A 24,033-nucleotide genomic window follows, 5' to 3' on the forward strand; every position below is an offset into this window, starting at 1 on the left:
AGACGACATGAGCACCACCACGCCCGCGACCATCGACGTCGAGGAGGTCCTCGCGGGCCTCACCCTCGAGGAGAAGGCCGAGCTGCTCGACGGCAGCGACTTCTGGAACACCACCCCGATCGAGCGGCTCGGCGTCCCGGCCGTCATGGTGACGGACGGCCCGCACGGGCTGCGCAAGCAGTCCGGTGCCGCCGACCACGTGGGCCTGAACGACAGCGTCCCGGCGACCTGCTTCCCGCCCGCCGCGGGGCTCGTGTCCTCCTGGGACCCGCAGCTGCTGCGCCGCGTCGGCGTCGCGCTCGGCGACGAGTGCCGGGCGGAGCGCGTCGCGGTCCTGCTCGGCCCGGGCGTGAACATGAAGCGGTCCCCGCTGAACGGGCGGAACTTCGAGTACTTCTCGGAGGACCCGCTGCTCGCCGGCGAGCTCGCCTCCGGCCTCGTGCAGGGCATCCAGTCCCGCGGGGTCGGCACGTCGCTGAAGCACTTCGCCGCGAACAACCAGGAGACGGACCGCATGACGGTCTCCGCGGAGGTCGACGAGCGGACGCTCCGCGAGGTCTACCTCCCGGCCTTCGAGCGGGTCGTCACCGCGGCGCAGCCGTGGACGGTCATGTGCTCCTACAACCGCATCAACGGCGTCTACGCCTCCGAGGACCCGTGGCTGCTCACCGACGTCCTGCGCGGCGACTGGGGCTACGAGGGGCTCGTCGTCTCCGACTGGGGCGCGACGAACGTGCGCGAGGCGGGCGTGGCCGCGGGCATGGACCTCGAGATGCCGTCCTCCAGCGGCGCCGGGACGAAGCGGATCCTCGACGCGGTGCGCGAGGGGCGCCTGGCGGAGGCCGACGTGGACCGCGCCGCCCGCCGCGTGCTCGAGCTCGTCGCGAAGGCGCAGCCCGCGCTGACGTCGCCCGCCGAGCCCTTCGACGTCGACGCGCACCACGCGCTCGCCCGCGAGGCCGCGACCGCCGCCGCGGTCCTGCTGAAGAACGAGGACGGGATCCTCCCGCTCGCGCCGACCGGCGGCCGCGTCGCCGTGATCGGCGAGTTCGCCCGCACCCCGCGCTACCAGGGCGCCGGTTCCTCCCAGGTGAACCCGACCCGGCTCGACGCCGCGCTCGACGCGCTCACCGCCGCGCTCCCGGATCGGGAGGTCGTCTTCGCGCCCGCGTTCGAGGTCGAGGCGGAGGAGGCCGACCCCGCGCTCGTCGCCGAGGCCGTCGCCGCCGCGCGGGACGCCGAGGTGGTCCTCCTGTTCCTCGGGCTGCCCGCGTCCTACGAGTCGGAGGGCTACGACCGCGCGCACATGGACCTGCCGGCGCAGCAGGTCGCGCTCGTCGACGCGATCGCGGACGCCAACCCGAACGTCGCGGTGGTCCTGTCGAACGGGTCCGTCGTCACGCTCGACCCGTGGCAGGACCGCGTCAAGGGCCTGCTCGAGGCGTGGCTCGGCGGCCAGGCGGGCGGGGCGGCGATCGCCGACCTGCTCACCGGCGCGGCGGAGCCCTCCGGGCGCCTCGGCGAGACGATCCCGGTCCGCTACGAGGACAACCCGACGATCGGGAACTTCCCCGGCGAGCAGGGGAGGGTCCGCTACGGCGAGGGCCTGCTGATCGGCTACCGCTGGTACGACGCCCACCGCCTGCCGGTCGCGTATCCGTTCGGACACGGCCTCGGCTACACGACGTTCGCCCACGAGGACCTCGCGGTCACCGTCGAGGCGGACGGCGCCGCGCCGCGGGTCGTCGTCGAGGCGACCGTGCGGAACACCGGCTCCCGCCGCGGCACCGAGACCGTTCAGGTCTACGTGGCCGACCCGGCCGCGACGGTGTTCCGCCCGGACCAGGAGCTGCGCGGCTTCGCCCGCACGACGCTCGAGCCGGGCGCGTCCGAGCGGGTGCGCATCGAGCTCGACGCCCGCGCGTTCGCGTACTGGGACGTCTCGCGGGGTCGCTTCGTCGTGGAGGGCGGCGCCTTCGAGATCCGCGTCGGCGCCTCCAGCCGCGACGTCCGCGCCAGCGCGACGATCGAGCTGACGGGCGAGGAGCTCCTTCCGCCGCTCGCGCCGGACTCGACCGTCCAGGCGTGGCTCGACCACCCGCGGGCGGGCGCGTGGGTCCGCGAGCGGATCGCCGACCACCCGTTCGGCGGGATGCTGTTCGACCCGACGCACGGCGAGATGATGCGGGCGATCCCCCTCGTGCGCATCGCGCGCTTCCCGGGCTCGCCGGTCTCGGAGTCCGAGATCGACGACGCGGTCGCACGGTTCGGCGCATGAGCCGCGAACGCCTCGTCGCGCCGGACGGCACGGCCTTCCGCGACCTCGACCACGACGGCGTCATGGCGCCGTTCGAGGACCCGCGACTGAGTGCGGAGGAGCGCGCCGACGACCTGGTCGCACGGCTGTCCCTCGAGGAGAAGGCCGGCCTCTGCTTCCAGGACATGCTCGCGGTCGGGTCGGCGGACGACCTCGACGACCCCGGCCCGTACGGCGCCTCCCCCGCGTCGCTGGCGCAGGGGCTGCTCCTCAACCACTTCAACCTGCACGGCCTGCCCGCGCCCGCGGAGGCGGCCCGGTGGCAGAACGCCATGCAGGACCTCGCGGCCGCGACGCCGCACGGTGTCCCGATCACGTTCTCCTCCGACCCGCGGCACGCGGTCGCCGACGCCGAGGGCGGGGAGAACGTCGGCGTCGCGCTGGCGACGGGCGCGATGTCGGCGTGGCCGGAGCCGCTCGGACTCGCCGCGATCGGTGACGCCGACGTGGTCCGCTCCGCCGCGGAGGCCGCACGGCGCGAGTACGTCGCGGTCGGGATCCGCGCGGCGCTGCACCCGCAGGCGGACGTCTCCGCGGACCCGCGCTGGGGCCGGCAGGCGCAGACGTACGGCACCGATGCCGCGCTCGTCGCGCGGCTGACGGTCGCGGAGCTCGAGGGGCTGCACGGCGACGGGGTCGGCCCGGACGCCGTCGCGGCGACCGTGAAGCACTTCCCCGGCGGCGGCGTGCGCGACGGCGGCGAGGACTCCCACTTCCCCTACGGCGCCGACCAGTCCTACCCGGGCGACCGCTTCGAGGAGCACCTCGCGCCGTTCCGCGCCGCGATCGACGCCGGCGTCGCGAACGTCATGCCGGCCTACGGGAAGCCGGTCGGCCTGGTGCTCGACGGCGAGCCGGTGCCGGAGGTCGCGTTCGGCTTCAACCGCCCGGTCATCACGGGCCTGCTCCGCGAGGAGCTCGGGTTCGACGGGGTCGTGGTCACCGACTGGGGGCTCGTCAGCGACCTGGTGATCGGCCCGCTGACCCTGCCCGCCCGCGCCTGGGGCCTCGAGGACGCGTCCGCGGAGGACCGGATGGTCGCGATCTTCGACGCGGGCTGCGACCAGCTCGGCGGCGAGCGCCTCCCCGGCATGCTCGCCGAGCTCGTGCGCAGCGGGCGGATCGCGGCGGAGCGCCTCGACGAGTCGGTCCGCCGCCTGCTGCTCGTGAAGTTCCGGCTCGGGCTGTTCGACGACCCGTACGTCGACCCCTCGGCCGCGGAGGCGGCGCTCGGTGCGCCCGATCTCGTGGCCGCTGGGCGGCGGGCGCAGTCCGAGGCGGTCACGGTGATCGAGGACCGCGGGGCGGCGCTGCCGCTCCGGCCGGGCGCGCGGGTGCTCCCCGTGCACCTCGCGGCGGACGCGGTGACGGGCGCCGGGCTCGTGCCGGTGACCGAGGCGTCGGAGGCGGAGCTCGCGATCGTGCGGATCACGGCGCCGTTCGAGCCGCGGAACCGGTACTTCCTCGAGGGCATGTTCCATGCGGGCTCGCTCGAGCCGGCCGCGGAGACGATCGCCGAGGTCCGCGACCTCGCGGAGCGGCTCCCGGTCGTGCTCGTCGTGTCGTTGGACCGGCCAGCGATCCTCACGCCGGTGGCGGACGCGGTCGCGGCGCTCGTCGGCGTCGTCGGCTGCTCGGACGCGGCGCTGCTCGACGCACTGACCGGCGCCGTGCCGCCGCGCGGCCGGCTCCCGTTCGACCTGCCGCGCTCCGCCGAGGCGGTCGCCGCGGTGCGGCCGGACGTGCCGAACGACACGGCCGACCCGCTGTTCCGGGCCGGCACCGGCGGCGCCTGACGCGCCTCCTGCCGCCGCCCCTCCCCTCGTCGAGCACGTCGGCAGGCTCATCTCGCTTCGACAGGCCCGGAGGTCTGCCTGGAGCCTGCCGAAGTGGATCCGGCCTGCCGAAGTGCTCCGCGCAAGGCGCCGACGCTCGGGTGGGGAGCGGGACGCCGGACGCATCGACGACACGGACCTCCGCCGGATGGAGGACCGGCTCGACATCGAGGAGCTGCGGCTCTCCCCCCGTCGCCGCGGACGACTGAGCCGCCCGGGCGTCAGCGACCGGCGCTCGACGCCCGGACGACCAGCTCCGGCTGGAGCACGATGCGGCTGCGCTCCGTCGCGCCGTCGATCTCGGCGAGCAGGAGGTCGACGGCGGTCGCGCCCATGCGGTCGCGTGGCTGCCGGACCGAGGTGATGGGCACGCCCGCGGACGCCGCGAACTCGATGTCGTCGTAGCCGACGATCGCCAGGTCGTCCGGCACCCGCAGGCCGCCGAGCAGGCCGACGGCCTGCAGCACGCCGAGCGCGACGAGGTCGTTCGCGGCGAAGACGGCGTCCGGCGGCTCGGGCATGGCGAGGATCTCCCGCCCGGCGTCGACGCCGTGCCGGACGGTCAGCGCGCCGATCGGCAGCGCCTCGAGCGTCGCGCCGGTCACCGCCGCGACCGCGTCCCGCGCCCCCTGCAGCCGGTCCCGGACCTGCTCGAGGTCGAGCGGACCGCCGACGAAGAGGAGCCGGCGGCGGCCGCCCTCGAGCAGGTGCCGGGCGGCGAGGCGCCCGCCCGCGACGTCGTCGACGGACACCGAGGAGAACCCGGGCGTGGAGGCGACGCGGTCGACGAGCACGGCGGGCGTCCCCCGGCTCCGCAGCCGCTCCAGCCGCTCGCTGATCTCGCCGACCGGCGAGACGAGCACGCCGCGGACCCGCTGCTCCTCGAACAGATCGATGCCGGCGGCCTCCCGCGCCTGCTGCTCGCCGCTGTTGGCGATGAGGACCGCGAGGCCGGACTCGGCCGCACGCTCCTCGGCCGCACGGACGAGGTCGGTGAAGAACGGGTTGCCCACGTCGAGCACGACGAAGCCGATGCTCCGGGACGTCCCCGCGCGCAGCTGGCGCGCCGCGTCGTTGCGGACGAAGCCGAGCTCCGCGATCGCCCGGTGCACGCGCTCCGCGGTCTCCGCGGCGACCTTCGCCGGGGTGTTCAGCACGTTCGAGACGGTGCCGACGGAGACGCCGGCGCGCGCCGCCACGTCCTTGACGCTCACGCTCATCGGGCCTCCGGGGTGCTCCGGCGCATCGTAACGACCGATCCCCGGCGCGCCGCACCGTCGGCTTGCGGTCGAACCCCGTGTGATGCGACGCTATGAAACGATTCAACACCAGCGCCGAGAAGAGAGCCGAGGAACGATGCCGTCCTTCGACCAGATCACCGACGCCCTGGCGCAGCAGGCGATCGAGCTGCCCTCGTGGGCGTTCGGCAACTCCGGCACGCGGTTCCGCGTGTTCCCGCAGGCCGGCGTCCCGCGCGACCCCTTCGAGAAGGTCGCCGATGCCGCCGAGGTGCACCGACTCACCGGGCTCGCACCGAAGGTCGCGCTGCACATCCCGTGGGACCTCGTCGACGACTTCGCCGCACTCCGCCGGCACGCGGAGGACCACGGCGTCGCGCTCGGGACCATCAACTCGAACACGTTCCAGGACGAGGCCTACAAGCTCGGCAGCCTCGCGCACCGCGACGCGGCGGTGCGCCGCAAGGCGATCGACCACCACCTGCGCTGCATCGAGATCATGGGCGAGACCGGCTCGCAGGACCTGAAGATCTGGCTCGCTGACGGGACGAACTACCCCGGCCAGGACGACATGCGCGCCCGGCAGGACCACCTGAGCGAGTCGCTGACCGAGATCTACGCCGCGATCGGCGAGGGCCAGCGCCTGGTGCTCGAGTACAAGATCTTCGAGCCGGCGTTCTACCACACGGACGTGCCGGACTGGGGCACCTCCTACGCCCAGGTGACCGCGCTCGGCGACAAGGCGTTCGTGTGCCTGGACACCGGCCACCACGCGCCGAGTACGAACATCGAGTTCATCGTCATGCAGCTGCTGCGTCTCGGGAAGCTCGGGTCCTTCGACTTCAACAGCCGCTTCTACGCCGACGACGACCTGATCGTCGGCGCAGCCGACCCGTTCCAGCTGTTCCGCATCCTCGTCGAGGTGATCCGGGGCGGCGGCTACGGCACGGGCTCCGGGGTCGCGTTCATGCTCGACCAGTGCCACAACATCGAGAAGAAGATCCCCGGCCAGATCCGCAGCGTGCTGAACGTGCAGGAGATGACCGCGCGGGCGCTGCTGCTCGACCGGAAGGCGCTCGACGCGGCGCAGCGCGACGGCGACGTGCTCACCGCCAACGGCGTCTTCATGGACGCCTTCTCCACCGACGTCCGACCCGCGCTCGCCGAGTGGCGGGAGTCCCGCGGTCTGCCCGCCGACCCGATGGCCGCCTACGCGGCGAGCGACTACCAGTCGCGGATCGAGGCCGACCGCGTCGGCGGGGACCAGGCCGGCTGGGGCGCCTGAACGCCTCCCGCCCCGCACCACCATCACGAGGAAGCCATGACGAACCCTGCTGTCGCCGCCCTGATCGCCCGATCCAACCGGCTGGCCGCCGACCCGACCGTGACGAACTACGCGGGCGGCAACACGTCCGCGAAGGGCGAGGAGACCGACCCCGTGACCGGTGAGCCGGTCGAGCTCATGTGGGTGAAGGGGTCCGGCGGCGACCTCGGGACGCTGACCGAGGCCGGCCTGGCCGTCCTCCGCGTCGACCGCCTCCGGGCGCTGCAGCAGGTCTACCCCGGCGTCGACCGCGAGGACGAGATGGTCGCCGCGTTCGACTTCACGCTGTTCGGGAAGGGCGGCGCGGCACCCTCCATCGACACCGCGATGCACGGGCTCGTCGACGCGGCGCACGTCGACCACCTCCATCCCGACGCCGGGATCGCGATCGCGACCGCGGCGGACGGTGAGCGCCTGACCCGCGAGATCTTCGGCGACGAGGTCGTCTGGGTGCCGTGGCGGCGGCCCGGGTTCCAGCTCGGCCTCGACATCGCCGCCATCGAGGCCGCGAATCCGCAGGCGATCGGCACGATCCTCGGCGGCCACGGCATCACCGCGTGGGGCGACACCAGCCAGGAGGCCGAGGCGAACTCCCTGCGGATCATCCGCACCGCGGAGGCGTGGATCACGGAGCACGGGAAGGCGGACCCGTTCGGCCCGGCCCTCGACGGGTACGGCGCCCTGCCCGAGGAGGAGCGGCGCGCCCGCGCGGTCGCGCTCGCCCCGACCATCCGCGGACTCGCGTCCCACGACCGGCCCGTGGTCGGGCACTTCACCGACTCCCCCGTCGTGCTCGACTTCCTGGCCTCGGCGGAGCACCCGCGGCTCGCGGCGCTCGGCACGTCCTGCCCCGACCACTTCCTCCGCACCAAGGTGAAGCCGCTGGTGCTCGACCTGCCGGCGACCGCGCCGGTCGAGGAGCAGATCGCTCGGCTGCAGGCGCTGCACGAGGCGTACCGCGCCGACTACCAGGCGTACTACGACCGCAACGCGGATGCGGAGTCCCCCGCGATCCGCGGCGCCGACCCGGCGATCGTGCTGGTGCCGGGCGTCGGGATGTTCTCCTACGGCGCGAACAAGCAGACCGCGCGCGTGGCCGGCGAGTTCTACATCAACGCGATCACCGTCATGCGCGGCGCCGAGGCGCTCTCCACCTACGCGCCCATCGACGAGCGCGAGAAGTTCCGCATCGAGTACTGGGCGCTCGAGGAGGCGAAGCTGCAGCGGCTGCCGAAGCCGAAGAGCCACGCCACCCGCATCGCGCTCATCACCGGCGCGGCCTCGGGCATCGGCAAGGCGATCGCCACCCGGCTCGCCGCGGAGGGCGCGTGCGTCGTCATCGCCGACCTCGATCTCGAGAAGGCGCGCACCGCGGCCGCGGAGCTCGGCGGCACCGACGTCGCCGTCGGCGTGCAGGCGGACGTGACCGACGAGGCCCAGGTGCAGGCCGCGATCGATGCGACCGTGCTCGCGTTCGGCGGGATCGACCTCGTCGTGAACAACGCAGGGCTCTCCCTCTCCAAGCCGCTGCTCGAGACGAGCGCCGCGGACTGGGACCTGCAGCACGACGTCATGGCGAAGGGCTCCTTCCTCGTCTCGAAGGCGGCCGCGAAGCCGCTCATCGAGCAGGGCCTCGGCGGCGACGTGATCTACATCTCGAGCAAGAACTCCGTGTTCGCGGGGCCGAACAACATCGCCTACTCGGCGACGAAGGCCGACCAGGCGCACCAGGTGCGGCTGCTGGCCGTCGAGCTCGGCGAGCACGGCGTGAAGGTGAACGGCATCAACCCCGACGGGGTCGTCCGCGGGTCCGGCATCTTCGCGTCCGGCTGGGGTGCGAACCGGGCGAAGACGTACGGCATCGACGAGCAGGACCTCGGGAAGTTCTACGCGCAGCGCACGATCCTGAAGCGCGAGGTGCTGCCGGAGCACGTCGCGAACGCGGTCGCCGTGCTGACCGGGCCCGACCTCTCGCACACGACCGGGCTGCACATCCCGGTCGACGCGGGCGTCGCCGCCGCCTTCCTCCGATGAGCCCTCTTGTCACGGATCAGGACGGATCCGGCGACACGCCGTCCTACGCCCTTCCGGCTGCGGCGTGTCGCGAAAAGGGCCTGATCCGTGAAAGCTGCGGGCGATGAGGTCGGTCGCGGCGATCGATCTGGGGGCGACGTCCGGCCGCGTGATCGTCGGCGCAGTGGAGGGCGGCGAACTGCGGCTGCGGCACGTCGCGCGCTTCCCGAACACGCCCGTCCGGCTCGCGGACGGCCTGCACTGGGACGTCCTCTCCCTCTACTCCGCGGCGATGCAGGGGCTCGGCCGGGCGTCCCGGGAGGACGACGAGCTCGTCGGCGCGGCGATCGACTCCTGGGCCGTCGACTACGGCCTCCTGCACGGCGCCCGCCTGCTCGGCAACCCGTTCCACTACCGGGACGCCCGGAACGAAGCCGCCGTCACCCGCGTGCACGCCGTCGTCGGGCCGGAGGAGCTCTTCCGCCGCAACGGCCTGCAGCACCTCCCCTTCAACACGGTGTTCCAGCTCGCCGCAGCCGCTGCCGCCGGCGAGCTGGACGAGGCGGAGCAGCTGCTGCTCGTCCCCGACCTGCTCGGGTACTGGGCGACCGGCAGCCGCGTCGCCGAGCGCACGAACGCCTCCACCACCGGCCTGCTGCGGGTCGGCGGCGACTGGGACGTCGAGCTGCTGCCGCGGCTCGCACTGCGGCGCAGCCTGCTCCCGCCGGTCGTGGACCCGGGCACCGACCTCGGCCCCGTCCTGCCGGAGGTCGCCGCGGAGTTCGGCATCGCCGACCGCATCCGGTTCAGCACCGTCGGGTCCCACGACACGGCGTCCGCCGTCGTGGGCGTGCCGATGGCGGACGACGGCGCGGTGTACATCTCCTGCGGCACCTGGTCGCTCGTCGGGGCTGAACTGCCCGCCCCTGTCGTGAGCGACGACGCCCGCGCCGCCGGCTTCACGAACGAGGGCGGCGTCGACGGCCGCACCCGGTTCCTGAAGAACGTGATGGGGCTCTGGCTGCTGTCGGAGTCCGTGCGGGCGTGGGAGAAGGTCGGCGAGCAGCAGGAGCTCGGCGCGCTGCTCAAGCAGGCCGCGGAAGCGCCGGCGGACGTGCCGACCTTCGACGCGAACGACCCGCGGCTGCTCGCCCCCGGCGACATGCCCGCCCGCATCGAGGCGCTGCTCCTCGAACGCGGCTCGCGCGTCCCCGCCTCCGTCCCGGAGTTCGTGCGGGGCGTGCTGCAGAGCCTCGCGAACGCGTACGCCGACGCGGTCCGCGAAATCGAGCGGCTCACGGGCCGCACGGTCCGCACCGTGCACCTCGTCGGCGGCGGGGCGCAGAACGCCCTGCTCTGCCAGCTGACCGCCGACACGGTCGGCGTCCCCGTCGTCGCCGGCCCGGTGGAGGCGACCGCGATCGGCAACCTCCTGGTCCAGGCCCGCACGCACGGCATCCTGTCCGGGGACCTGGAGGCGCTCCGCGCCGTGACCGCCCGCTCCTTCCCGCCGCGCACGTACGCCGTGCGCCCGTTCGCGAGAGGCTGACCCCATGGTGCAGCGCCGGTTCCCGAAGCCCGTCGACGTGTTCGAGTACCTGCAGTTCAAGAAGCCGCAGCTCGACCGGAAGAAGGCGCGGCTCGACGCCGCGCTCACGATCGAGGACCTCCGGAGGATCGCGAAGCGGCGCACCCCGGCCGCGGCCTTCGACTACACGGACGGGTCCGCGGAGGCGGAGATCTCGATCAAGCGCGCCCGCCAGGCGTTCCGCGACGTCGAGTTCCACCCGCAGGTCCTCCGCGACGTCGCGCACGTGGACACCGCCGCGACCGTCTTCGGCGCGCCGTCCGCCATGCCCTTCGGCATCGCGCCGACCGGCTTCACCCGGCTGATGCAGACGGAGGGCGAGACCGCCGGCGCGGGCGCCGCTGCCGCCGCGGGCATCCCCTTCACCCTCTCGACGCTCGGGACGAACTCCGTCGAGGGCGTGAAGGCCGCGAACCCGCACGGACGGAACTGGTTCCAGCTCTATGTGATGCGGCAGCGGGAGATCTCCTACGGCCTCGTCGAGCGCGCGGCGCAGGCGGGCTTCGAGACGCTCTTCTTCACCGTCGACACCCCGGTCGCGGGCAACCGCCTCCGCGACAGGCGCAACGGCTTCTCGATCCCGCCGCAGCTCACCGTGAGGACGATCGCCGACGCGCTGCCCCGGCCGTGGTGGTGGATCGACTTCCTCACGACGCCGAAGCTCGAGTTCGCGTCGCTGTCGGACACCGGCGGCACGGTCGGGGACCTGCTCGACATGGCCATGGACCCCACGATCTCCTTCGAGGACCTGAAGGTCATCCGCGACCTCTGGCCGGGCAAGCTCGCGATCAAGGGCGTGCAGACGCTCGAGGACGCGAAGACCTTCGCGGACCTGGGCGTCGACGGGATCGTGCTGTCGAACCACGGCGGCCGGCAGCTGGACCGCGCTCCGATCCCGTTCCACCTGCTGCCGGAGGTCGCCCGGGAGGTCGGCCGCGACACGGACGTGATCGTCGACACCGGGATCATGAACGGCGCGGACGTCGTCGCGTCGATCGCGCTCGGCGCGAAGTTCACGCTCATCGGGCGCGCGTACCTGTACGGCCTGATGGCCGGAGGCCGGGCGGGCGTCGACCGGGCGATCGCGATCCTGTCCGACCAGGTGGTGCGGACGATGAAGCTGCTCGGCGCGCACTCGCTCGAGGAGCTGACCCCGGCGCACGTCACTCAGCTCGAGCGGCTCGTCCCCCGCGCCCGCGGCTGAGCGAGAGCCCTCGACCCGCTTCGCACTGGTCCATCGCTCGGGCCAGGATGGAGGCGTGACCGGGTTCTGGGTGGGCGGGTACACCGCCGATGACGCGACCGGAGGGGTGCGCCGACTGGATGCCGCCACCGGCATGAACGAGGTCGTCGTCGCGACCCCGGACCCCTCCTATCTGCTCGCCTCGCCGACCACGGACCTGCTCTACGCGGTGGACGAGGGCGGCGACGCGGTGGTCGCCCTCCGCGACGGCGTCGTCGTCGCGCGGGTCGCGGCGGCGGGCAGCGCCCCCTGCCACCTCTCGATCACCGCGGACGGAACGCTCCTGCTCGCGGCCTGCTACGGCGACGGCCGGGTCGGCGTCCACGACCTCGCCGAGGACGGGACGCCGGGGCCCGCCCGGGCCCTGCCCGATCCCCCGCCCGCGTCGATCGGCCCGCACCCGGCGCAGGACGGCCCGCACGCCCACAGCACGCTCGAGCTCGGCGATCTGCTGCTCGTCGCCGACCTCGGCACCGACCGGGTACTCGTGCACCGCCGCCGCGGCGCGGACTTCGCGTTCGACGGCGCGATCGCGCTGCCGGCGGGGTCGGGGCCGCGGGACCTCCTCCTCGTGCCGTCCGGGCCGGTGCTCGTGCTCGGGGAGCACGACGCGCGCATCCACGTGCTCGACGTCGCGGCCCGCAGCGTGCGCGTCTCCGTGCCGACGACCACCGATCCGGTGCGCGGCGATCAGGCGGCGGGGATGACCCTCGTCGGGCGGCGGCTCACCGCCGGGCTGCGCGGCAGCGACCGGATCGCCCTCCTCCGCCTCGACGACGACGGCGTCCCGGAACCGGTGGACGCCGCGCTCACGGGCGGCACGTGGCCGCGGCACCACGCGGTCGACGGCGACCGGCTGCTCGTCGCGAACGAGCGGTCGGGCACCGTGACCGCGCTCGCGTTCCGGTCGGACGAGTCGCTCGGCTCCCCCGGCCCGGTGGCGCGGATCCCCTCCCCCACCTTCCTCCTCGCGACGGGCGGCGCCGCATGAACGCGGACGCGGACCTCGACCTGCTCGGCGTGCTCGTCACGCGCCGCGATCGCCTGATCGAGGTCGCGGGCGTCCTCCGGCGCTACGGCTTCGCGTCGATCGCGGCCCAGCTCGAGGGCGCGGGCGGGCCGGTGCGTCGCGCGGCCGCCGCGGTCGCCGACCGGCTCATCGACCCGGAGCTCGAGGCCGAATCGGCCGGGCAGCGCCTGCGCGGCGCCCTGACGGAGATCGGGACGACCGCGATCAAGCTCGGTCAGCTGCTCAGCCTGCGTCCGGACGTCGTCGGTCCGGCGGTCGCCGCGGAGCTGAGCACCCTCCGGTCGAGCGTGCCCGCCGATCCGCCCGGGTACGCGGAGACGACGGTGCAGGAGGAGCTCGGCGCGGACGTGAGCGAGCTCTTCGCGAGCTTCGATCCGGAGCCGCTCGCCTCCGGCTCGGTCGCGCAGGTGCATCGCGCCGTGCTGCACGACGGCTCGCGGGTCGTCGTGAAGGTGCTGCACCGGCACGTCCGCCGCCGCGTGCTCGAGGACCTCGAGCTGCTCAGCGCGCTCTCGGTCTGGGCGGAGGCCGTCTCGCCCGTCGCGCACCGCCTCCGGTTCGCGGCGGTCGTCGCGGACTTCGACCGCAGCATGCGCGGCGCCGTCGACCTCGGGCAGGAGCTCGCGAACCTCCAGCGGTTCGGCGCGATGTTCGCGGACGACGACGGCGTCCGCATCCCCGCCGCGCACCCGGACCGCTCCGCGACCGGCGTGCTCACGATGGAGGAGATGGCCGGGACCGTCCTCGACGGCCCGGACAGCGTGCGCGCCGCGGGCTGGACGCCCGACGACCTCGCGAACCGCACCGCGAACGTGTACCTGACGATGGTCTTCCGGCACGGGGCGTACCACACCGACCCGCATTCCGGGAACTTCCTGCTCAACCCGGGCGTGATCACCATCCTCGACTTCGGCGACGTGGCGCGGATCACGCGCACGAAGCGCGAGCAGCTCGAGGACCTCATCGCGGCGGTCGGGACGGGCGACCCCGCGGCGACGACGGAGGCGCTGCTCGCGATCACGGACGCGCCGCCGGACCTCGAGCCCGGCGACGTGCAGGACGACGTCGAGTCGCTGATCACCGACCACCTCTCCGGCGGGGTCGACACGATCGACCTGACCGCGGTCTCCCGGGGCGTCGCGGTCGTCGTGCAGCGGCACGGCCTCTCGCTGCCTGGCGAGATCGCGCTCGTCCTCCGCGTGATCACGCTGCTGCAGGGCCTCGCGGCCGACATCGGGGCGGACATCGACCTCGCCGAGATCAGCCGGCCGTTCGCGCTCGACGTCGCGCGGCACAGCCTCGATCCGCGCGCGGCGCTCGCCCGCGCGCTGCGGACCAGCCGCTCGTGGGAGCGGCTGCTCGAGACGCTGCCCGGTGAGGTGACCGCGCTGCTGCAGCAGGTCCGTCGCGAGGGCGGTGCGGACCTGCGCATCAAGGACCCGGACGGCATCGCGGACCGGATCGTCGACGGCCTCCTGACGGCGGCCCTCGTGCTCTCGGCGGGCGAGCTGGTGTCGCGCGGCACCGCGCCCCGACTCGGGTCGATCTCCGTGCCCGGCGTCGCCGTCGCGGGCGCCGCCTGGCTGCGCTGGCGGTCCCTGCGCGCCCGCCGCTCCGGTGCCCCGTCCGCGGCCGCCCGCCTCCGGCTGGCCGAGCGCGTCATCCGCTCCGCCCGCCGCCCGTCGGCGCCGTGAAGCCGATCCGGTAGGTTCCCACCGGCCGCGGAAGCGGCAGCCCTTCGCCGATCGGAGCACCGTTGAGCAGCACCGGACAGGAACGCCGGACCGTCGATCCCGAGATCGCCCGGTCCTGGCTCCTCGTGAACGGCACCCGGACCGACACCTTCGACGCGGCCCGCGCGTCGCGCGCCGACCAGATCATCCTCGACATCGAGGACGCGGTGGACCCGGCGAAGAAGGACGACGCGCGCCGGGCGGTGATCGACTGGCTCGCCGCGGGCAACCGGGCCTGGGTGCGGATCAACGACCGCTCCACGACGTTCTGGGGCGACGACGTCGCGCTCCTCGCGGGCGTGCCCGGGCTCGACGGGGTCCTGCTCGCGAAGACGGAGGCGCCGGAGCACGTCACGGAGACGTTCGACCGCCTCGGCGGCTCGGTACCCGTCCTCCCCCTCATCGAGTCCGCAGTCGGGATCGAGAACGCGGTCGCCGTCGCCTGCGCGCGTGGCGCGTTCCGCCTCGCGTTCGGCAGCGGCGACTACCGCCGCGACACCGGCACGAGCGCCGCGGACCTCGCGATGGCGTATCCGCGGTCCCGCCTCGTCGTCGCGAGCCGCGTCGGCGGCCTCCCCGGCCCGATCGACGGGCCCACGGTCGGCACCAGCCACGGCGTGCTGCGGGAGCAGTCCCAGATCACCGTCGAGCTCGGGATGACGGGCAAGCTCTGCCTCGACGTCGGCCAGCTGCCGGTCATCAACGAGGTCATCAGCCCGACGCCCTCCGACGTCGCGTGGGCGCGGGACTTCCTCGCCGACTTCGAGGCGCGGGGCCGCGTGATCCGCGACGGCAGCGACCTGCCGAGGCTCGGCCGGGCCCAGAAGATCGAGAAGCTCGCGACAGCGTTCGGGGTCAATCCGCTCTGACCGGGAAGAACCGCACGGCGTGCGGCGCTGGGGGATGCATCATCGAGTTGTCATCGAACCGTTACCTGCTCCTAGACTCCCCAGGATCGACGGAGATCGGAGAACCCCCTGGATCCGGATACCGAAGAGCGCGACCGATCGGTGCTCGGCCGCGCCGTGGGCGTGCTCGACGCGTTCGCCGGCGCCGAGGGTCCTGAGCTGTCCCTGACGGAGCTCGCGGACCGCGCGGACCTGCCGCTCACCACCACGCACCGCCTCGCGGGCCAGCTCGTCAACGAGCGGCTCCTCGAGCGGCTCCCCTCCGGCCGGTTCCGCATCGGGCCGCACGTGCAGGAGCTCGTCTCCCTCGCCCCCCGCGACGTCGCCGCGGAGGACGTCGCCCACCCGTACCTCCAGGACCTCGCGGACGTGACCGGGCAGCCCGTGCAGCTCGTCGTCCTGGACGGCGGCGAGTCCGTCACCGTCGACCGGGCGGACGGACAGCTGCCGAGCCGCGCACCGACTCGCTCGCCCGCCCACGCCTCCTGCGGCGGCCTCGTGCTCCTCGCGCACGCGCCCTCCGGCCTCGTCGACGCGGTGATCGAGCACGGCCAGTTCGAGCGCCGGTGGGACGCCGCGCCCGGGGTCACCGAGCGCGTGCGGACCGCGATCGAGGTCGCGCGCCGACAGGGGCACCTCGAGCTCCGCAGCAAGCAGACCGGCACCGTCTCCGTCGCCGCGCCCGTCATCGTCGACGACGCCCCGGTCGCCGCCGTCGCGATCAGCGGGGCGCCGCACTCGGAGCGCTCGCTCGCGCCCGCGGTGCTGACGACCGCCCGGAGCATCGCCCGGGCAATGGGGGCGCCGCCGACCGGGCCCATCCCGACCGTTCACTGAGCGCCGGCCGCTCCTAGGCTGTCGGGGTCCTTCACGAACCCCTCGGAGACCCGATGCCCAGTGCGACCGCCGATCCCACCGCCGTCAACAGCCGCGGGCGGGTGATCGTCGCGAGCCTCATCGGCACGTCGATCGAGTTCTACGACTTCTACGTCTACGCGACCGCCGCGGTGCTCGTCTTCCCGGCCCTCTTCTTCCCGAACGACAGCCCCGCCGCGGCGCAGCTCTCGTCGTTCGTGACCTTCGGGCTCGCCTTCCTCGCCCGCCCGGTCGGCTCGGTCCTGTTCGGCCACTTCGGCGACCGGGTCGGGAGGAAGACGACGCTCGTCGCGTCCCTCCTCGTGATGGGCATCGCGACCTTCCTGATCGGCGTGCTGCCGACCTTCGACGCGATCGGGATCGCGGCGCCTGCGCTGCTGGCGGTCCTCCGCTTCACGCAGGGCATCGGGCTCGGCGGCGAGTGGAGCGGCGCCGCGCTGCTCGCGACCGAGAACGCGCCGCGGGCCAGGCGGGCGATCTACGGCACGTTCCCGCAGCTGGGCGCGCCGATCGGCTTCATCCTCGCGAACTCGCTGTTCCTCGTGCTGTCCCTGACGGTCGACGACGCCGCGTTCGCCGCCTGGGGCTGGCGCGTCCCGTTCCTGCTGTCCGCGGTCCTCGTGATCGTCGGCCTCTACGTGCGGCTGCGGCTCGTGGAGACGCCCGCGTTCCGCCGGACGCTCGAGACCGGCACGCGGGTGCGCGTGCCGCTCGGCAGCGTACTGCGCTCGAGCTGGCCGCAGCTCATCCGCGGGACGTTCATCATGGTCGCGACGTACGTCCTCTTCTACTTCATGACGACCTTCACGCTGACCTTCGGCACCGCGGCGCACACCGTGGAGGCCGGCGCCGCGGCCGCGCAGGCGGCGGGCAAGCCGTTCAACCCGGCCACGTTCCAGATCGGGCTCGGCTACCTGCGGAACGACTTCCTCGTGATGCTCATCGTCGGCGTCGTGTTCTTCGGGGTCTTCACCCCGATCGCGGGCGTGCTCGCGGACCGGTTCGGCCGACGGCCGATGCTGCTCGTCACGACCGCGCTCATCGCGCTGTTCGGCCTCTCGTTCCAGCCGTGGTTCGGCAGCAGCGCCGGGGCGCCGGTCGCGACGACCGCGTTCCTCGCCGTCGGGCTGGCGCTGATGGGCCTGACCTTCGGGCCGATGGGCGCCCTGCTGCCGGAGCTGTTCCCGACGAACGTCCGGTACACCGGTTCGGCGATCGCGTACAACGTCGCGAGCATCCTCGGCGCCTCCATCGCCCCGATCGTCGCCGTGCTGCTCTGGGACCGGGACGGCAGCATCCTCAAGGTCGGCCTCTACCTCACGGGCGCCGCGGTCGTCACGTTCGTGGCGCTGCTGCTCACCCGCGAGACGCGCGACGTGGACCTCGTCGAGGCCGCGGTCGCGGAGGCCGCCGCAGCCCCCTGACGGACGGGTCCGTCGATACGGAGATCCGCGGCGCGAAGCGTCCCGGATCTCCGCATCGGTGAACCGGACCCGGCCATGTGCCGCCCGCGGTACGAGAGGCCGTCCGGGGGCGAGCATCATGGACTCCCGATGACCACCAGCACCGCCGCCGCGCCCCGGCGTGGCCTCTTCCGCCGGAGCGCCGACACGGGGCCGCGGGCCCGCTTCCGCGACCTCCTCCCCTATCTGACCGAGCACCGGGGCCCGCTCGTCGCGGTCGTCGTGCTCAGCGTCGTCGGCGCCGGCCTCTCGCTCGCGCAGCCGCTGCTCGTCGAGCAGGTCGTGACGCGGGTGCAGCGCTCCCAGCCCCTCGGCGGGGTGGTCGCCCTCGTCGCCGTGATCGTCGCGGTCGGCGCCGTGCTGTCGGGCGTGCAGCACTACCTCCTCCAGCGCACCGGAACCTCGGTGGTGCTGTCCGCCAGGACGCGGCTGATCCGGCACCTGCTGCGGCTGCCGGTCGCGGACTTCGACCGGCGGCGCACCGGCGACCTCGTGGCCCGCGTCGGCACCGACACGACCCTGCTCTACGCCGTGCTCACCCAGGGGCTCGTGGACGCGGTCGGCGGCGCGTTCACCTTCGTCGGCGCGATCATCGGCATGGCCCTGCTCGACCCGGTGCTGCTCGGCCTGACGGTGCTGATCGTCCTCTTCGCGATCGTGGTCGTCGGCGGGCTGTCGCGCCGGATCCGCACCGCGAGCCGCACGCAGCAGGACGCGGTCGGCGCCCTCACCGCGGATGTCGAGCGGTCCATCTCCGCCGTCCGGACGATCCGCGCCTCCGGGGCGACCGAGCGGGAGACCGAGTCCGTGCTCCAGGGCGCGAAGCGCGCGTGGGACGCCGGCCTCGGCGTCGCGCGTGCCTCGGCACCGGTCGTGCCGATCGCCTCCCTCACCCTGAACCTCGCGTTCCTCGTCGTGATCGGCGTCGGCGGCTTCCGCGTCGCGTCCGGCGCGATCGGGATCGGGAGCCTCGTCGCGTTCCTCCTGTTCCTCTTCCTCATGGTGATGCCGCTCGGCAGCGCGTTCGGGGCGGCGAGCTCGGTCGCGAGCGCGCTCGGTGCGCTCGGCCGGATCACGGAGGTGCTCGAGCTGCCGTCCGAGACCGCCTCGGACCGCGCCGACCAGCAGGTGCCGGCGGGGTCGGCGGCGCCCGCCGTCGAGTTCGACCACGTCTCGTTCGCGTACTCGGGAGCGGACGGCGAACGCGTCGACGTGCTGCACGACGTGACCTTCGCGGTGCCGCGCGGCACCCGCACCGCCCTCGTCGGTCCGTCCGGAGCGGGCAAGAGCACGATGCTGTCGCTGCTCGAGCGGTTCTACGACATCGACGGCGGCGCGATCCGGCTCGGCGGCGTCGACGTCCGGCGCCTCCCCCGCGACGTGCTGCGGAGCCAGTTCGGCTACGTCGAGCAGGACGCGCCGGCCCTCGCCGGGACGATCCGCGACAACCTCGTGCTCGCGGCGCCGCTCGCCACCGACGAGGACTGCCTCCGGGCGCTCGACGCGGTGAACCTCCGCGGTACGGTGCTGAAGCACGCGGACGGGCTCGCCGCCCAGGTCGGCGAGGAGGGCGTGCTGCTGTCGGGCGGCGAGCGCCAGCGCCTCGCGATCGCGCGGGCGCTGCTCGCGGACGCGCCGATCCTGCTGCTCGACGAGTCGACCTCGAACCTCGACGGCCGCAACGAGCAGCTGCTGCGCGACTCCCTGGCCGCGGCGGCGGCGGGGCGAACGACGATCGTCATCGCACACCGCCTGTCCACGGTCGTGGACGCGGACCAGATCGTGGTCGTCGACGGCGGCCGCGTCGTGGCCGCCGGGTCGCACGAGGAGCTCCTGACGGCCTCCCCGCTCTACCGCGAGCTCGCCGCGACGCAGCTCCTGGTCTGACGCCTCCTGATCCCGGCGCATCCCGCGCCGGGATCAGGAGCCGGGACGGCGTTCAGGACGATCCGCCCTGCCGCGTCCTGCACTCGGCACGCGGTCCTGAGCCGCGCACGGACGCGCCGCCCCACCCCGCGCGGTCGGTCAGGCGAAGGGGGACGGGGTCATCGTGTACTTCGTGTCGAGGTACTCGTGGATCCCCTCGGCGCCGCCCTCGCGGCCGATGCCGGACTGCTTCACGCCGCCGAACGGGGCGGACGCGTTCGAGATGACGCCGACGTTCAGCCCCATCATCCCGGTCTGCAGCCGCTCGATCATCCGCTGACCGCGCGCCAGGTCCTTCGTGAACACGTAGGAGACGAGCCCGTACTCGGTGCCGTTCGCGATCCGGACGGCCTCGTCCTCGTCCGTGAACCGGACGATGGACACGACCGGTCCGAAGATCTCGGTGCGGAGGATGTCGCTGCCCGCGTCGACGCGGTCGAGCACCGTCGGCGCGTAGAAGGTGCCCGGGCCGTCCACGGGACCGCCGCCCAGCCTCACGTCGGCGCCGCGGCCGATCGCGTCCTGGACCAGGTCGTCCGCCTTCGAGACGGCGGCACGGTTGATGAGCGGCCCGATGCCGACGCCGTCCTCCGTGCCCCGCCCGACCTTCAGCGCCGCGACCTTCGCCGTGAGCCGCTCCGCGAACTCGTCCGCGACGGACTCGTGCACGATGAAGCGGTTCGCCGCGGTGCACGCCTCCCCCACGTTCCGGAACTTCGCGAGCATCGCCCCGGTGACCGCGGAGTCGAGGTCCGCGTCGTCGAACACGAGGAACGGGGCGTTGCCGCCGAGCTCCATCGAGGTCCGCAGCACGTTCTCCGCGGCCTGAGCGATGAGCTTCTTCCCGACCGGCGTGGACCCGGTGAAGCTGAGCTTGCGGAGGCGCGGGTCGCGGAGGACCGGCTCGGTGAGCGCGCCGGCCTTCGTCGTCGGCACCACGTTCAGCACGCCCGCGGGCAGCCCGGCCTCCTCGAGGATCCGCGCCGTGGCGAGCGTCGTCAGCGGCGTCAGCTCCGCGGGCTTGACGACGACGGTGCAGCCGGCCGCGAGGGCCGGGCCGATCTTCCGCGTCGCCATCGCGAGCGGGAAGTTCCAGGGGGTGATGAAGTAGCAGGGCCCGACCGGGTGCTGCGAGACGATCGTGCGCCCGGAGCCCTCCGGGTTCACGCCGTAGCGGCCCGTGATCCGCACGGCCTCCTCGGAGAACCAGCGGAAGAACTCCGATCCGTAGACAACCTCGCCCGCGGCCTCCGCGAGCGGCTTGCCCATCTCCAGCGTCATGAGCAGCGCGAGGTCGTCCTTGCGGTCCTGCATGAGCTGCCAGGCGCCGCGGAGGATCTCGCCGCGCTTCCTCGGCGCGGTCGATGCCCACGCGTCCTGCGCGGCGACCGCCGCGTCGAGCGCCGCGATCCCGTCCTCCGGCGTCGCGTCGGCGACCGACACGAGCACCGAGCCCGTCGAGGGGTCGAGGACGTCGAACCGCTCCCCGCCGCTCGCGTCCCGCCACTCGCCGCCGATCAGCAGCCCGGTGGGCAGCCCTCCGAGCAGCCTCGCCTCATCGTCCACGGACATCGTGCCTCCCGTGGTCCGATCCTACGGAGGGGCGGGAGGGCGTCCGCTCAGACGGTCTCGACGCCGACCGCGCGGAACTCCTCCAGCGCCGCCGCGCTCGTCTCCGGCGCGACGCCCGCGACGAGGTCGGTCAGGACGCGGACGCGCTCGCCGCTCTCCAGCGCGTCGAGCGCGGAGGCGCGCACGCAGTAGTCGGTGGCGATCCCGACGACGTCGAGGTCGGTGATCCCGCGCTCGGCGAGCACCTCCGCCAGGCTGCGGCCGTCCTCGGTCGTCCCCTCGAACGCGGAGTAGGCGGGCTTCCCCTGCCCCTTCCGCACGTGCACCTCGATGTCGGAGGTGTCGAGGGCCGGGTGGTACTCGGCTCCGGGCGTGCCCGCCACGCAGTGCACGGGCCAGGTCACCGTGAAGTCCGGCGCCGCGGACGTCGCGAAGTGGCCGCCGTTGTCGTTCCCGCCGTCGTGCCAGTCGCGGGAGGCCGCGACGAGCGCGTACTCGTCGCGGTGCGCTGCGAGGTGCTCGCTGATGCGCTGCGCGACCGCGGCGCCGCCGTCGACACCGAGGGCGCCGCCCTCCGTGAAGTCGTTCTGCACGTCGACGATGAGCAGGCCCCGGGTCATGCCTCCATCCTGACCGACCTGGGAGCGCCGCGGGGGCGCTCAGCGGTTCGAGAGCCGCTTCCCGCAGGACCAGACGTCCGCCGTGAGCGAGTCGAGCGCCTGCTTCGCCGTCGAGCTGACGATCGGCGGACCGAGCGCGTAGAACGCGAACGTGAGCGGCGTCCCGTCCTTCGCCCGGATGATCCCGGCGAGGGTGTAGCCGGAGTCGATCCAGCCCGTCTTCGCGCGCACCTTCCCGTCCGCGCGCGACGCGGCGCCGGAGAAGCGGTCGCTGTAGGCGAGGGATCCGGTGCGGCCGGCGATCGGCAGGCCGTCGAACACGGGTCCGAGGCCGCCGCTCCTGTGCAGCACCTTCACGAACAGCTTCGTCAGGTACGAGGGCGGGATGCGGTTGTCGTCGCTGAGCCCGCTGCCGTCGACGACGCGGACGCCGGTCGGCGCGATCCCGTAGGCCTGCAGGGCCGGGACGACGGCGGCGTCGATGGCCGAGAACGTGTTGCCCGCGCCCGCCTCGATCGCCGTCACGCGGGCGAGGGCCTCCGCGATCGTGTTGTCCGAGACGATGAGCTCCTGCTGCACGAGCGTGCCGACCGGCTGCGACCGCACCGTGCCGAGCACCGCGGCGCCGCTCGGCGCGGTGCCGCGGACGACGGTCACCCCGCCGCCGAAGTAGGAGGCGAAGGCGGCGCCGGCACGGCCGATCGGGTCGGAGCCGCGCGGCGAGGTGTTCAGCGCCGGATTCGCGCGGTCGCCGTCGACCATCAGCGCGGTGATCTTCGGCGTGGAGCCGAGACGCCGCTCCTTCAGGTCCCACGTCGGCTGCCAGGTCGGGCCGCCGAAGTAGGACGCGTCGAGCACGATGCGGGTGATGCGCTGCCCGGGGTGCTTCGCCTTCCACGCGGCCTTCACCTGCCGCGCGAGCGTCGACAGGTGCGGGGCGCCGGCGTAGGCTGTCGTCGTGCCGGCCGGGGTGCGGGACAGGGTGGGGTCGCCGCCGCCGACCAGCACGATCTCGCCCGCGCGGGAGCCCTGCACGACCTTCGTCGTGAGGCGGTGGTCGGGACCGAGCACCTCGAGCGCCGCGGCGGAGGTGAGCACCTTCATGACGCTCGCGGCGCGGGATGCCTTCGAGCCGCCTCGGTCGAACAGGACCTCGCCCGTGCGGGCGTTCCGCACCTGGCCCTGGAAGCTGTGCAGTCGCGGGTCGCGCGCCGCGGCCGCGACGGAGCAGGTCCGGGCCACCGGCGCGGCCGTCCTCGTCCGCGTGGCGGTCGGGGTCGGCTTCGCACTCGCGGTGACGGCGGGCGTGCTCGCCGCGGCGACCGGCGCGGTGCTCGACGCGATCGCGGCCGGCACGGGCTCGCCGAGCGCGTATCCCGCGGCCCAGCTCGCGGCGATCAGCCCGACGAGCACGGCACCGCCGGAGGCGGCGAGGGCGGTCCGACTGCGCATGCCCGCCAGGGTAGGTGCCCCGAACGGGGGCGGCCGGGCGCGCCACGCGTCCGGGCGGTTCCTGACCGGGGCGGCGCATCGTCTACACTCGTCCGGGCACCGCGCCGCCTTAGCTCAGTCGGCAGAGCGATTCACTCGTAATGAATAGGTCTGGGGTTCGATTCCCCAAGGCGGCTCCACGATCGAAGGCCCGTCCCGCGAGGGGCGGGCCTTCGTGCTCCGCCCGGGGCCCGTCGGGTCAGACGGCCGAGGCGGCCGCCGCGGCCGCGATCTCCCCGAACTCTCCCAGCGCGGCGAGCATGCACTCGCCGAGCGGCGTCGCGCCCTCGCTCGAGACCCAGCGGCTCCAGCCGTGCCGCGCGATCGTCATGCAGAGCATCGCGGTGAAAGCGGCCCGATCCGCGAGCGCGACCTCGTCGGGCATCCGACCGGAGCGCAGCGCGTCGGCGCGGAGGCGCTCCGCGATCATCTCGACGATCTGCTCGCGGATCCGCTGCATCGTCCCCGCCTTGTCGCCGAGGAGCCGGGACTCGCGGTGCATGAGCTCGCGGCGCAGGCCGTGCAGCTCGAAGTCCTCCTCGTCGCCGACCCGGCCCGCCATGAGGCCGATGAAGTCGGTGAGCGGGTCCCCGGGGCCCTCCACGTAGCGCGCCACCTCGTCGGCGGTCAGCTCGTGCGGGCCGTGCGGCATGGCGACGGCCTCGTCCTTCGACGCGAAGTAGTTGAAGAACGTCCGCGGCGAGACCTGGGCGGCCTGCGCGACCTCCTCGACGGTGACGTTGTCGAACCCGCGCTCGAGGGCGAGCCGCAGCAGCGCGACCTGCAGGGCGCGCTTCGTCGCGATGCGCTTCTGCTCGCGCAGGCCCGGGGCCGCGGTATCCGTCACGCCTTCAAT

At 73.8% G+C, this 24,033-nt stretch carries 17 protein-coding genes and 1 tRNA gene; 13 read left to right on the top strand and 5 right to left on the bottom strand.

The window, feature by feature from the left end; translation table 11 throughout:
* Positions 1–7: 7 nt before the first annotated feature.
* Together CLV52_RS17550 and CLV52_RS17555 are read left to right on the top strand one after the other, a co-directional pair.
* Positions 8–2,278 carry a beta-glucosidase gene (locus CLV52_RS17550; RefSeq protein WP_133767689.1) on the top strand — a complete coding sequence of 757 codons (2,271 nt, stop codon included), beginning with the start codon at positions 8–10 and terminating at the stop codon, positions 2,276–2,278.
* A complete protein-coding gene (locus CLV52_RS17555; protein ID WP_133767690.1) occupies positions 2,275–4,113 on the top strand; it encodes a glycoside hydrolase family 3 protein in 1,839 nt (612 codons plus the stop codon). The genes CLV52_RS17550 and CLV52_RS17555 overlap by 4 nt, the downstream gene beginning before the upstream one ends.
* Before the next feature lie 260 nt (positions 4,114–4,373).
* Here the strand turns inward: CLV52_RS17555 and CLV52_RS17560 are convergent, their stop codons facing one another.
* Positions 4,374–5,372 carry a LacI family DNA-binding transcriptional regulator gene (locus CLV52_RS17560; RefSeq protein ID WP_133767691.1) on the bottom strand — a complete coding sequence of 333 codons (999 nt, stop codon included), beginning with the start codon at positions 5,370–5,372 and terminating at the stop codon, positions 4,374–4,376.
* A 136-nt stretch (positions 5,373–5,508) separates the two neighbouring features.
* Between CLV52_RS17560 and rhaI the strand changes: the two genes are divergently transcribed.
* From rhaI to CLV52_RS17610, 10 genes are all read left to right on the top strand, one after another.
* Complete coding sequence (gene rhaI / locus CLV52_RS17565) at positions 5,509–6,675, top strand: L-rhamnose isomerase (RefSeq protein ID WP_133767692.1); 1,167 nt, start codon at positions 5,509–5,511, stop codon at positions 6,673–6,675.
* 36 nt (positions 6,676–6,711) lie between these two features.
* A complete protein-coding gene (locus CLV52_RS17570) occupies positions 6,712–8,748 on the top strand; it encodes a bifunctional aldolase/short-chain dehydrogenase (RefSeq protein ID WP_133767693.1) in 2,037 nt (678 codons plus the stop codon).
* Between the two features lie 103 nt (positions 8,749–8,851).
* Entirely contained in the window at positions 8,852–10,276 is a 1,425-nt protein-coding gene (locus CLV52_RS17575; protein WP_133767694.1) for a rhamnulokinase, read from the top strand.
* 4 nt (positions 10,277–10,280) lie between these two features.
* Complete coding sequence (locus tag CLV52_RS17580; protein WP_133767695.1) at positions 10,281–11,519, top strand: alpha-hydroxy acid oxidase; 1,239 nt, start codon at positions 10,281–10,283, stop codon at positions 11,517–11,519.
* A 55-nt stretch (positions 11,520–11,574) separates the two neighbouring features.
* Positions 11,575–12,549, top strand: coding sequence for a lactonase family protein (locus CLV52_RS17585; protein WP_162850932.1), 975 nt, complete (start codon positions 11,575–11,577; stop codon positions 12,547–12,549).
* Complete coding sequence (locus CLV52_RS17590) at positions 12,546–14,282, top strand: ABC1 kinase family protein (RefSeq protein WP_133767697.1); 1,737 nt, start codon at positions 12,546–12,548, stop codon at positions 14,280–14,282. The genes CLV52_RS17585 and CLV52_RS17590 overlap by 4 nt, the downstream gene beginning before the upstream one ends.
* A gap of 62 nt (positions 14,283–14,344) precedes the next feature.
* Positions 14,345–15,190: an HpcH/HpaI aldolase/citrate lyase family protein gene (locus CLV52_RS17595; protein WP_133767698.1), complete on the top strand. Its 846-nt coding sequence runs from the start codon at positions 14,345–14,347 to the stop codon at positions 15,188–15,190.
* A gap of 141 nt (positions 15,191–15,331) precedes the next feature.
* Positions 15,332–16,066: an IclR family transcriptional regulator gene (locus CLV52_RS17600; protein WP_133767699.1), complete on the top strand. Its 735-nt coding sequence runs from the start codon at positions 15,332–15,334 to the stop codon at positions 16,064–16,066.
* Positions 16,067–16,119: 53 nt separating this feature from the next.
* The gene (locus CLV52_RS17605; RefSeq protein WP_133767700.1) at positions 16,120–17,529 is read left to right on the top strand and encodes an MFS transporter; all 1,410 of its coding nucleotides are present in this window, start codon (positions 16,120–16,122) and stop codon (positions 17,527–17,529) included.
* A 129-nt stretch (positions 17,530–17,658) separates the two neighbouring features.
* A complete protein-coding gene (locus CLV52_RS17610) occupies positions 17,659–19,455 on the top strand; it encodes an ABC transporter ATP-binding protein (protein WP_133767701.1) in 1,797 nt (598 codons plus the stop codon).
* A gap of 138 nt (positions 19,456–19,593) precedes the next feature.
* On the opposite strand, the gene CLV52_RS17615 is transcribed toward CLV52_RS17610, so the two are convergent.
* Genes CLV52_RS17615 through CLV52_RS17625 form a run of 3 tightly spaced genes read right to left on the bottom strand, consistent with a single transcriptional unit; the run spans position 19,594 to position 23,138 of the window.
* Positions 19,594–21,066: an NAD-dependent succinate-semialdehyde dehydrogenase gene (locus tag CLV52_RS17615; protein ID WP_133767702.1), complete on the bottom strand. Its 1,473-nt coding sequence runs from the start codon at positions 21,064–21,066 to the stop codon at positions 19,594–19,596.
* Between the two features lie 47 nt (positions 21,067–21,113).
* Complete coding sequence (locus tag CLV52_RS17620; protein ID WP_133767703.1) at positions 21,114–21,686, bottom strand: nicotinamidase; 573 nt, start codon at positions 21,684–21,686, stop codon at positions 21,114–21,116.
* 39 nt (positions 21,687–21,725) lie between these two features.
* Positions 21,726–23,138, bottom strand: coding sequence for a D-alanyl-D-alanine carboxypeptidase/D-alanyl-D-alanine-endopeptidase (locus CLV52_RS17625; protein ID WP_133767704.1), 1,413 nt, complete (start codon positions 23,136–23,138; stop codon positions 21,726–21,728).
* Positions 23,139–23,241: 103 nt separating this feature from the next.
* Here CLV52_RS17625 and CLV52_RS17630 point away from each other — a divergent pair.
* Positions 23,242–23,317: transfer RNA gene (locus CLV52_RS17630), tRNA-Thr, on the top strand.
* 59 nt (positions 23,318–23,376) lie between these two features.
* Here CLV52_RS17630 and CLV52_RS17635 read toward each other — a convergent pair.
* Positions 23,377–24,024 carry a TetR/AcrR family transcriptional regulator gene (locus CLV52_RS17635; RefSeq protein ID WP_246018203.1) on the bottom strand — a complete coding sequence of 216 codons (648 nt, stop codon included), beginning with the start codon at positions 24,022–24,024 and terminating at the stop codon, positions 23,377–23,379.
* Between the last annotated feature and the right edge of the window lie 9 nt (positions 24,025–24,033).

This window comes from Amnibacterium kyonggiense (assembly GCF_004364555.1).
Classification (GTDB): domain Bacteria; phylum Actinomycetota; class Actinomycetes; order Actinomycetales; family Microbacteriaceae; genus Amnibacterium; species Amnibacterium kyonggiense.

Excerpts from the sequence above, each read along its gene's own strand:
- CLV52_RS17620 (WP_133767703.1), bottom strand. The coding sequence starts at position 21,686 with ATGACCCGGGGCCTGCTCATCGTCGACGTGCAGAACGACTTCACGGAG.
- CLV52_RS17625 (WP_133767704.1), bottom strand. The coding sequence starts at position 23,138 with ATGCGCAGTCGGACCGCCCTCGCCGCCTCCGGCGGTGCCGTGCTCGTC.
- CLV52_RS17605 (WP_133767700.1), top strand. The coding sequence starts at position 16,120 with ATGCCCAGTGCGACCGCCGATCCCACCGCCGTCAACAGCCGCGGGCGG.
- CLV52_RS17550 (WP_133767689.1), top strand. The coding sequence starts at position 8 with ATGAGCACCACCACGCCCGCGACCATCGACGTCGAGGAGGTCCTCGCG.
- CLV52_RS17570 (WP_133767693.1), top strand. The coding sequence starts at position 6,712 with ATGACGAACCCTGCTGTCGCCGCCCTGATCGCCCGATCCAACCGGCTG.
- CLV52_RS17575 (WP_133767694.1), top strand. The coding sequence starts at position 8,852 with ATGAGGTCGGTCGCGGCGATCGATCTGGGGGCGACGTCCGGCCGCGTG.
- CLV52_RS17610 (WP_133767701.1), top strand. The coding sequence starts at position 17,659 with ATGACCACCAGCACCGCCGCCGCGCCCCGGCGTGGCCTCTTCCGCCGG.
- CLV52_RS17615 (WP_133767702.1), bottom strand. The coding sequence starts at position 21,066 with ATGTCCGTGGACGATGAGGCGAGGCTGCTCGGAGGGCTGCCCACCGGG.
- CLV52_RS17555 (WP_133767690.1), top strand. The coding sequence starts at position 2,275 with ATGAGCCGCGAACGCCTCGTCGCGCCGGACGGCACGGCCTTCCGCGAC.
- CLV52_RS17560 (WP_133767691.1), bottom strand. The coding sequence starts at position 5,372 with ATGAGCGTGAGCGTCAAGGACGTGGCGGCGCGCGCCGGCGTCTCCGTC.
- rhaI (WP_133767692.1), top strand. The coding sequence starts at position 5,509 with ATGCCGTCCTTCGACCAGATCACCGACGCCCTGGCGCAGCAGGCGATC.
- CLV52_RS17590 (WP_133767697.1), top strand. The coding sequence starts at position 12,546 with ATGAACGCGGACGCGGACCTCGACCTGCTCGGCGTGCTCGTCACGCGC.
- CLV52_RS17580 (WP_133767695.1), top strand. The coding sequence starts at position 10,281 with ATGGTGCAGCGCCGGTTCCCGAAGCCCGTCGACGTGTTCGAGTACCTG.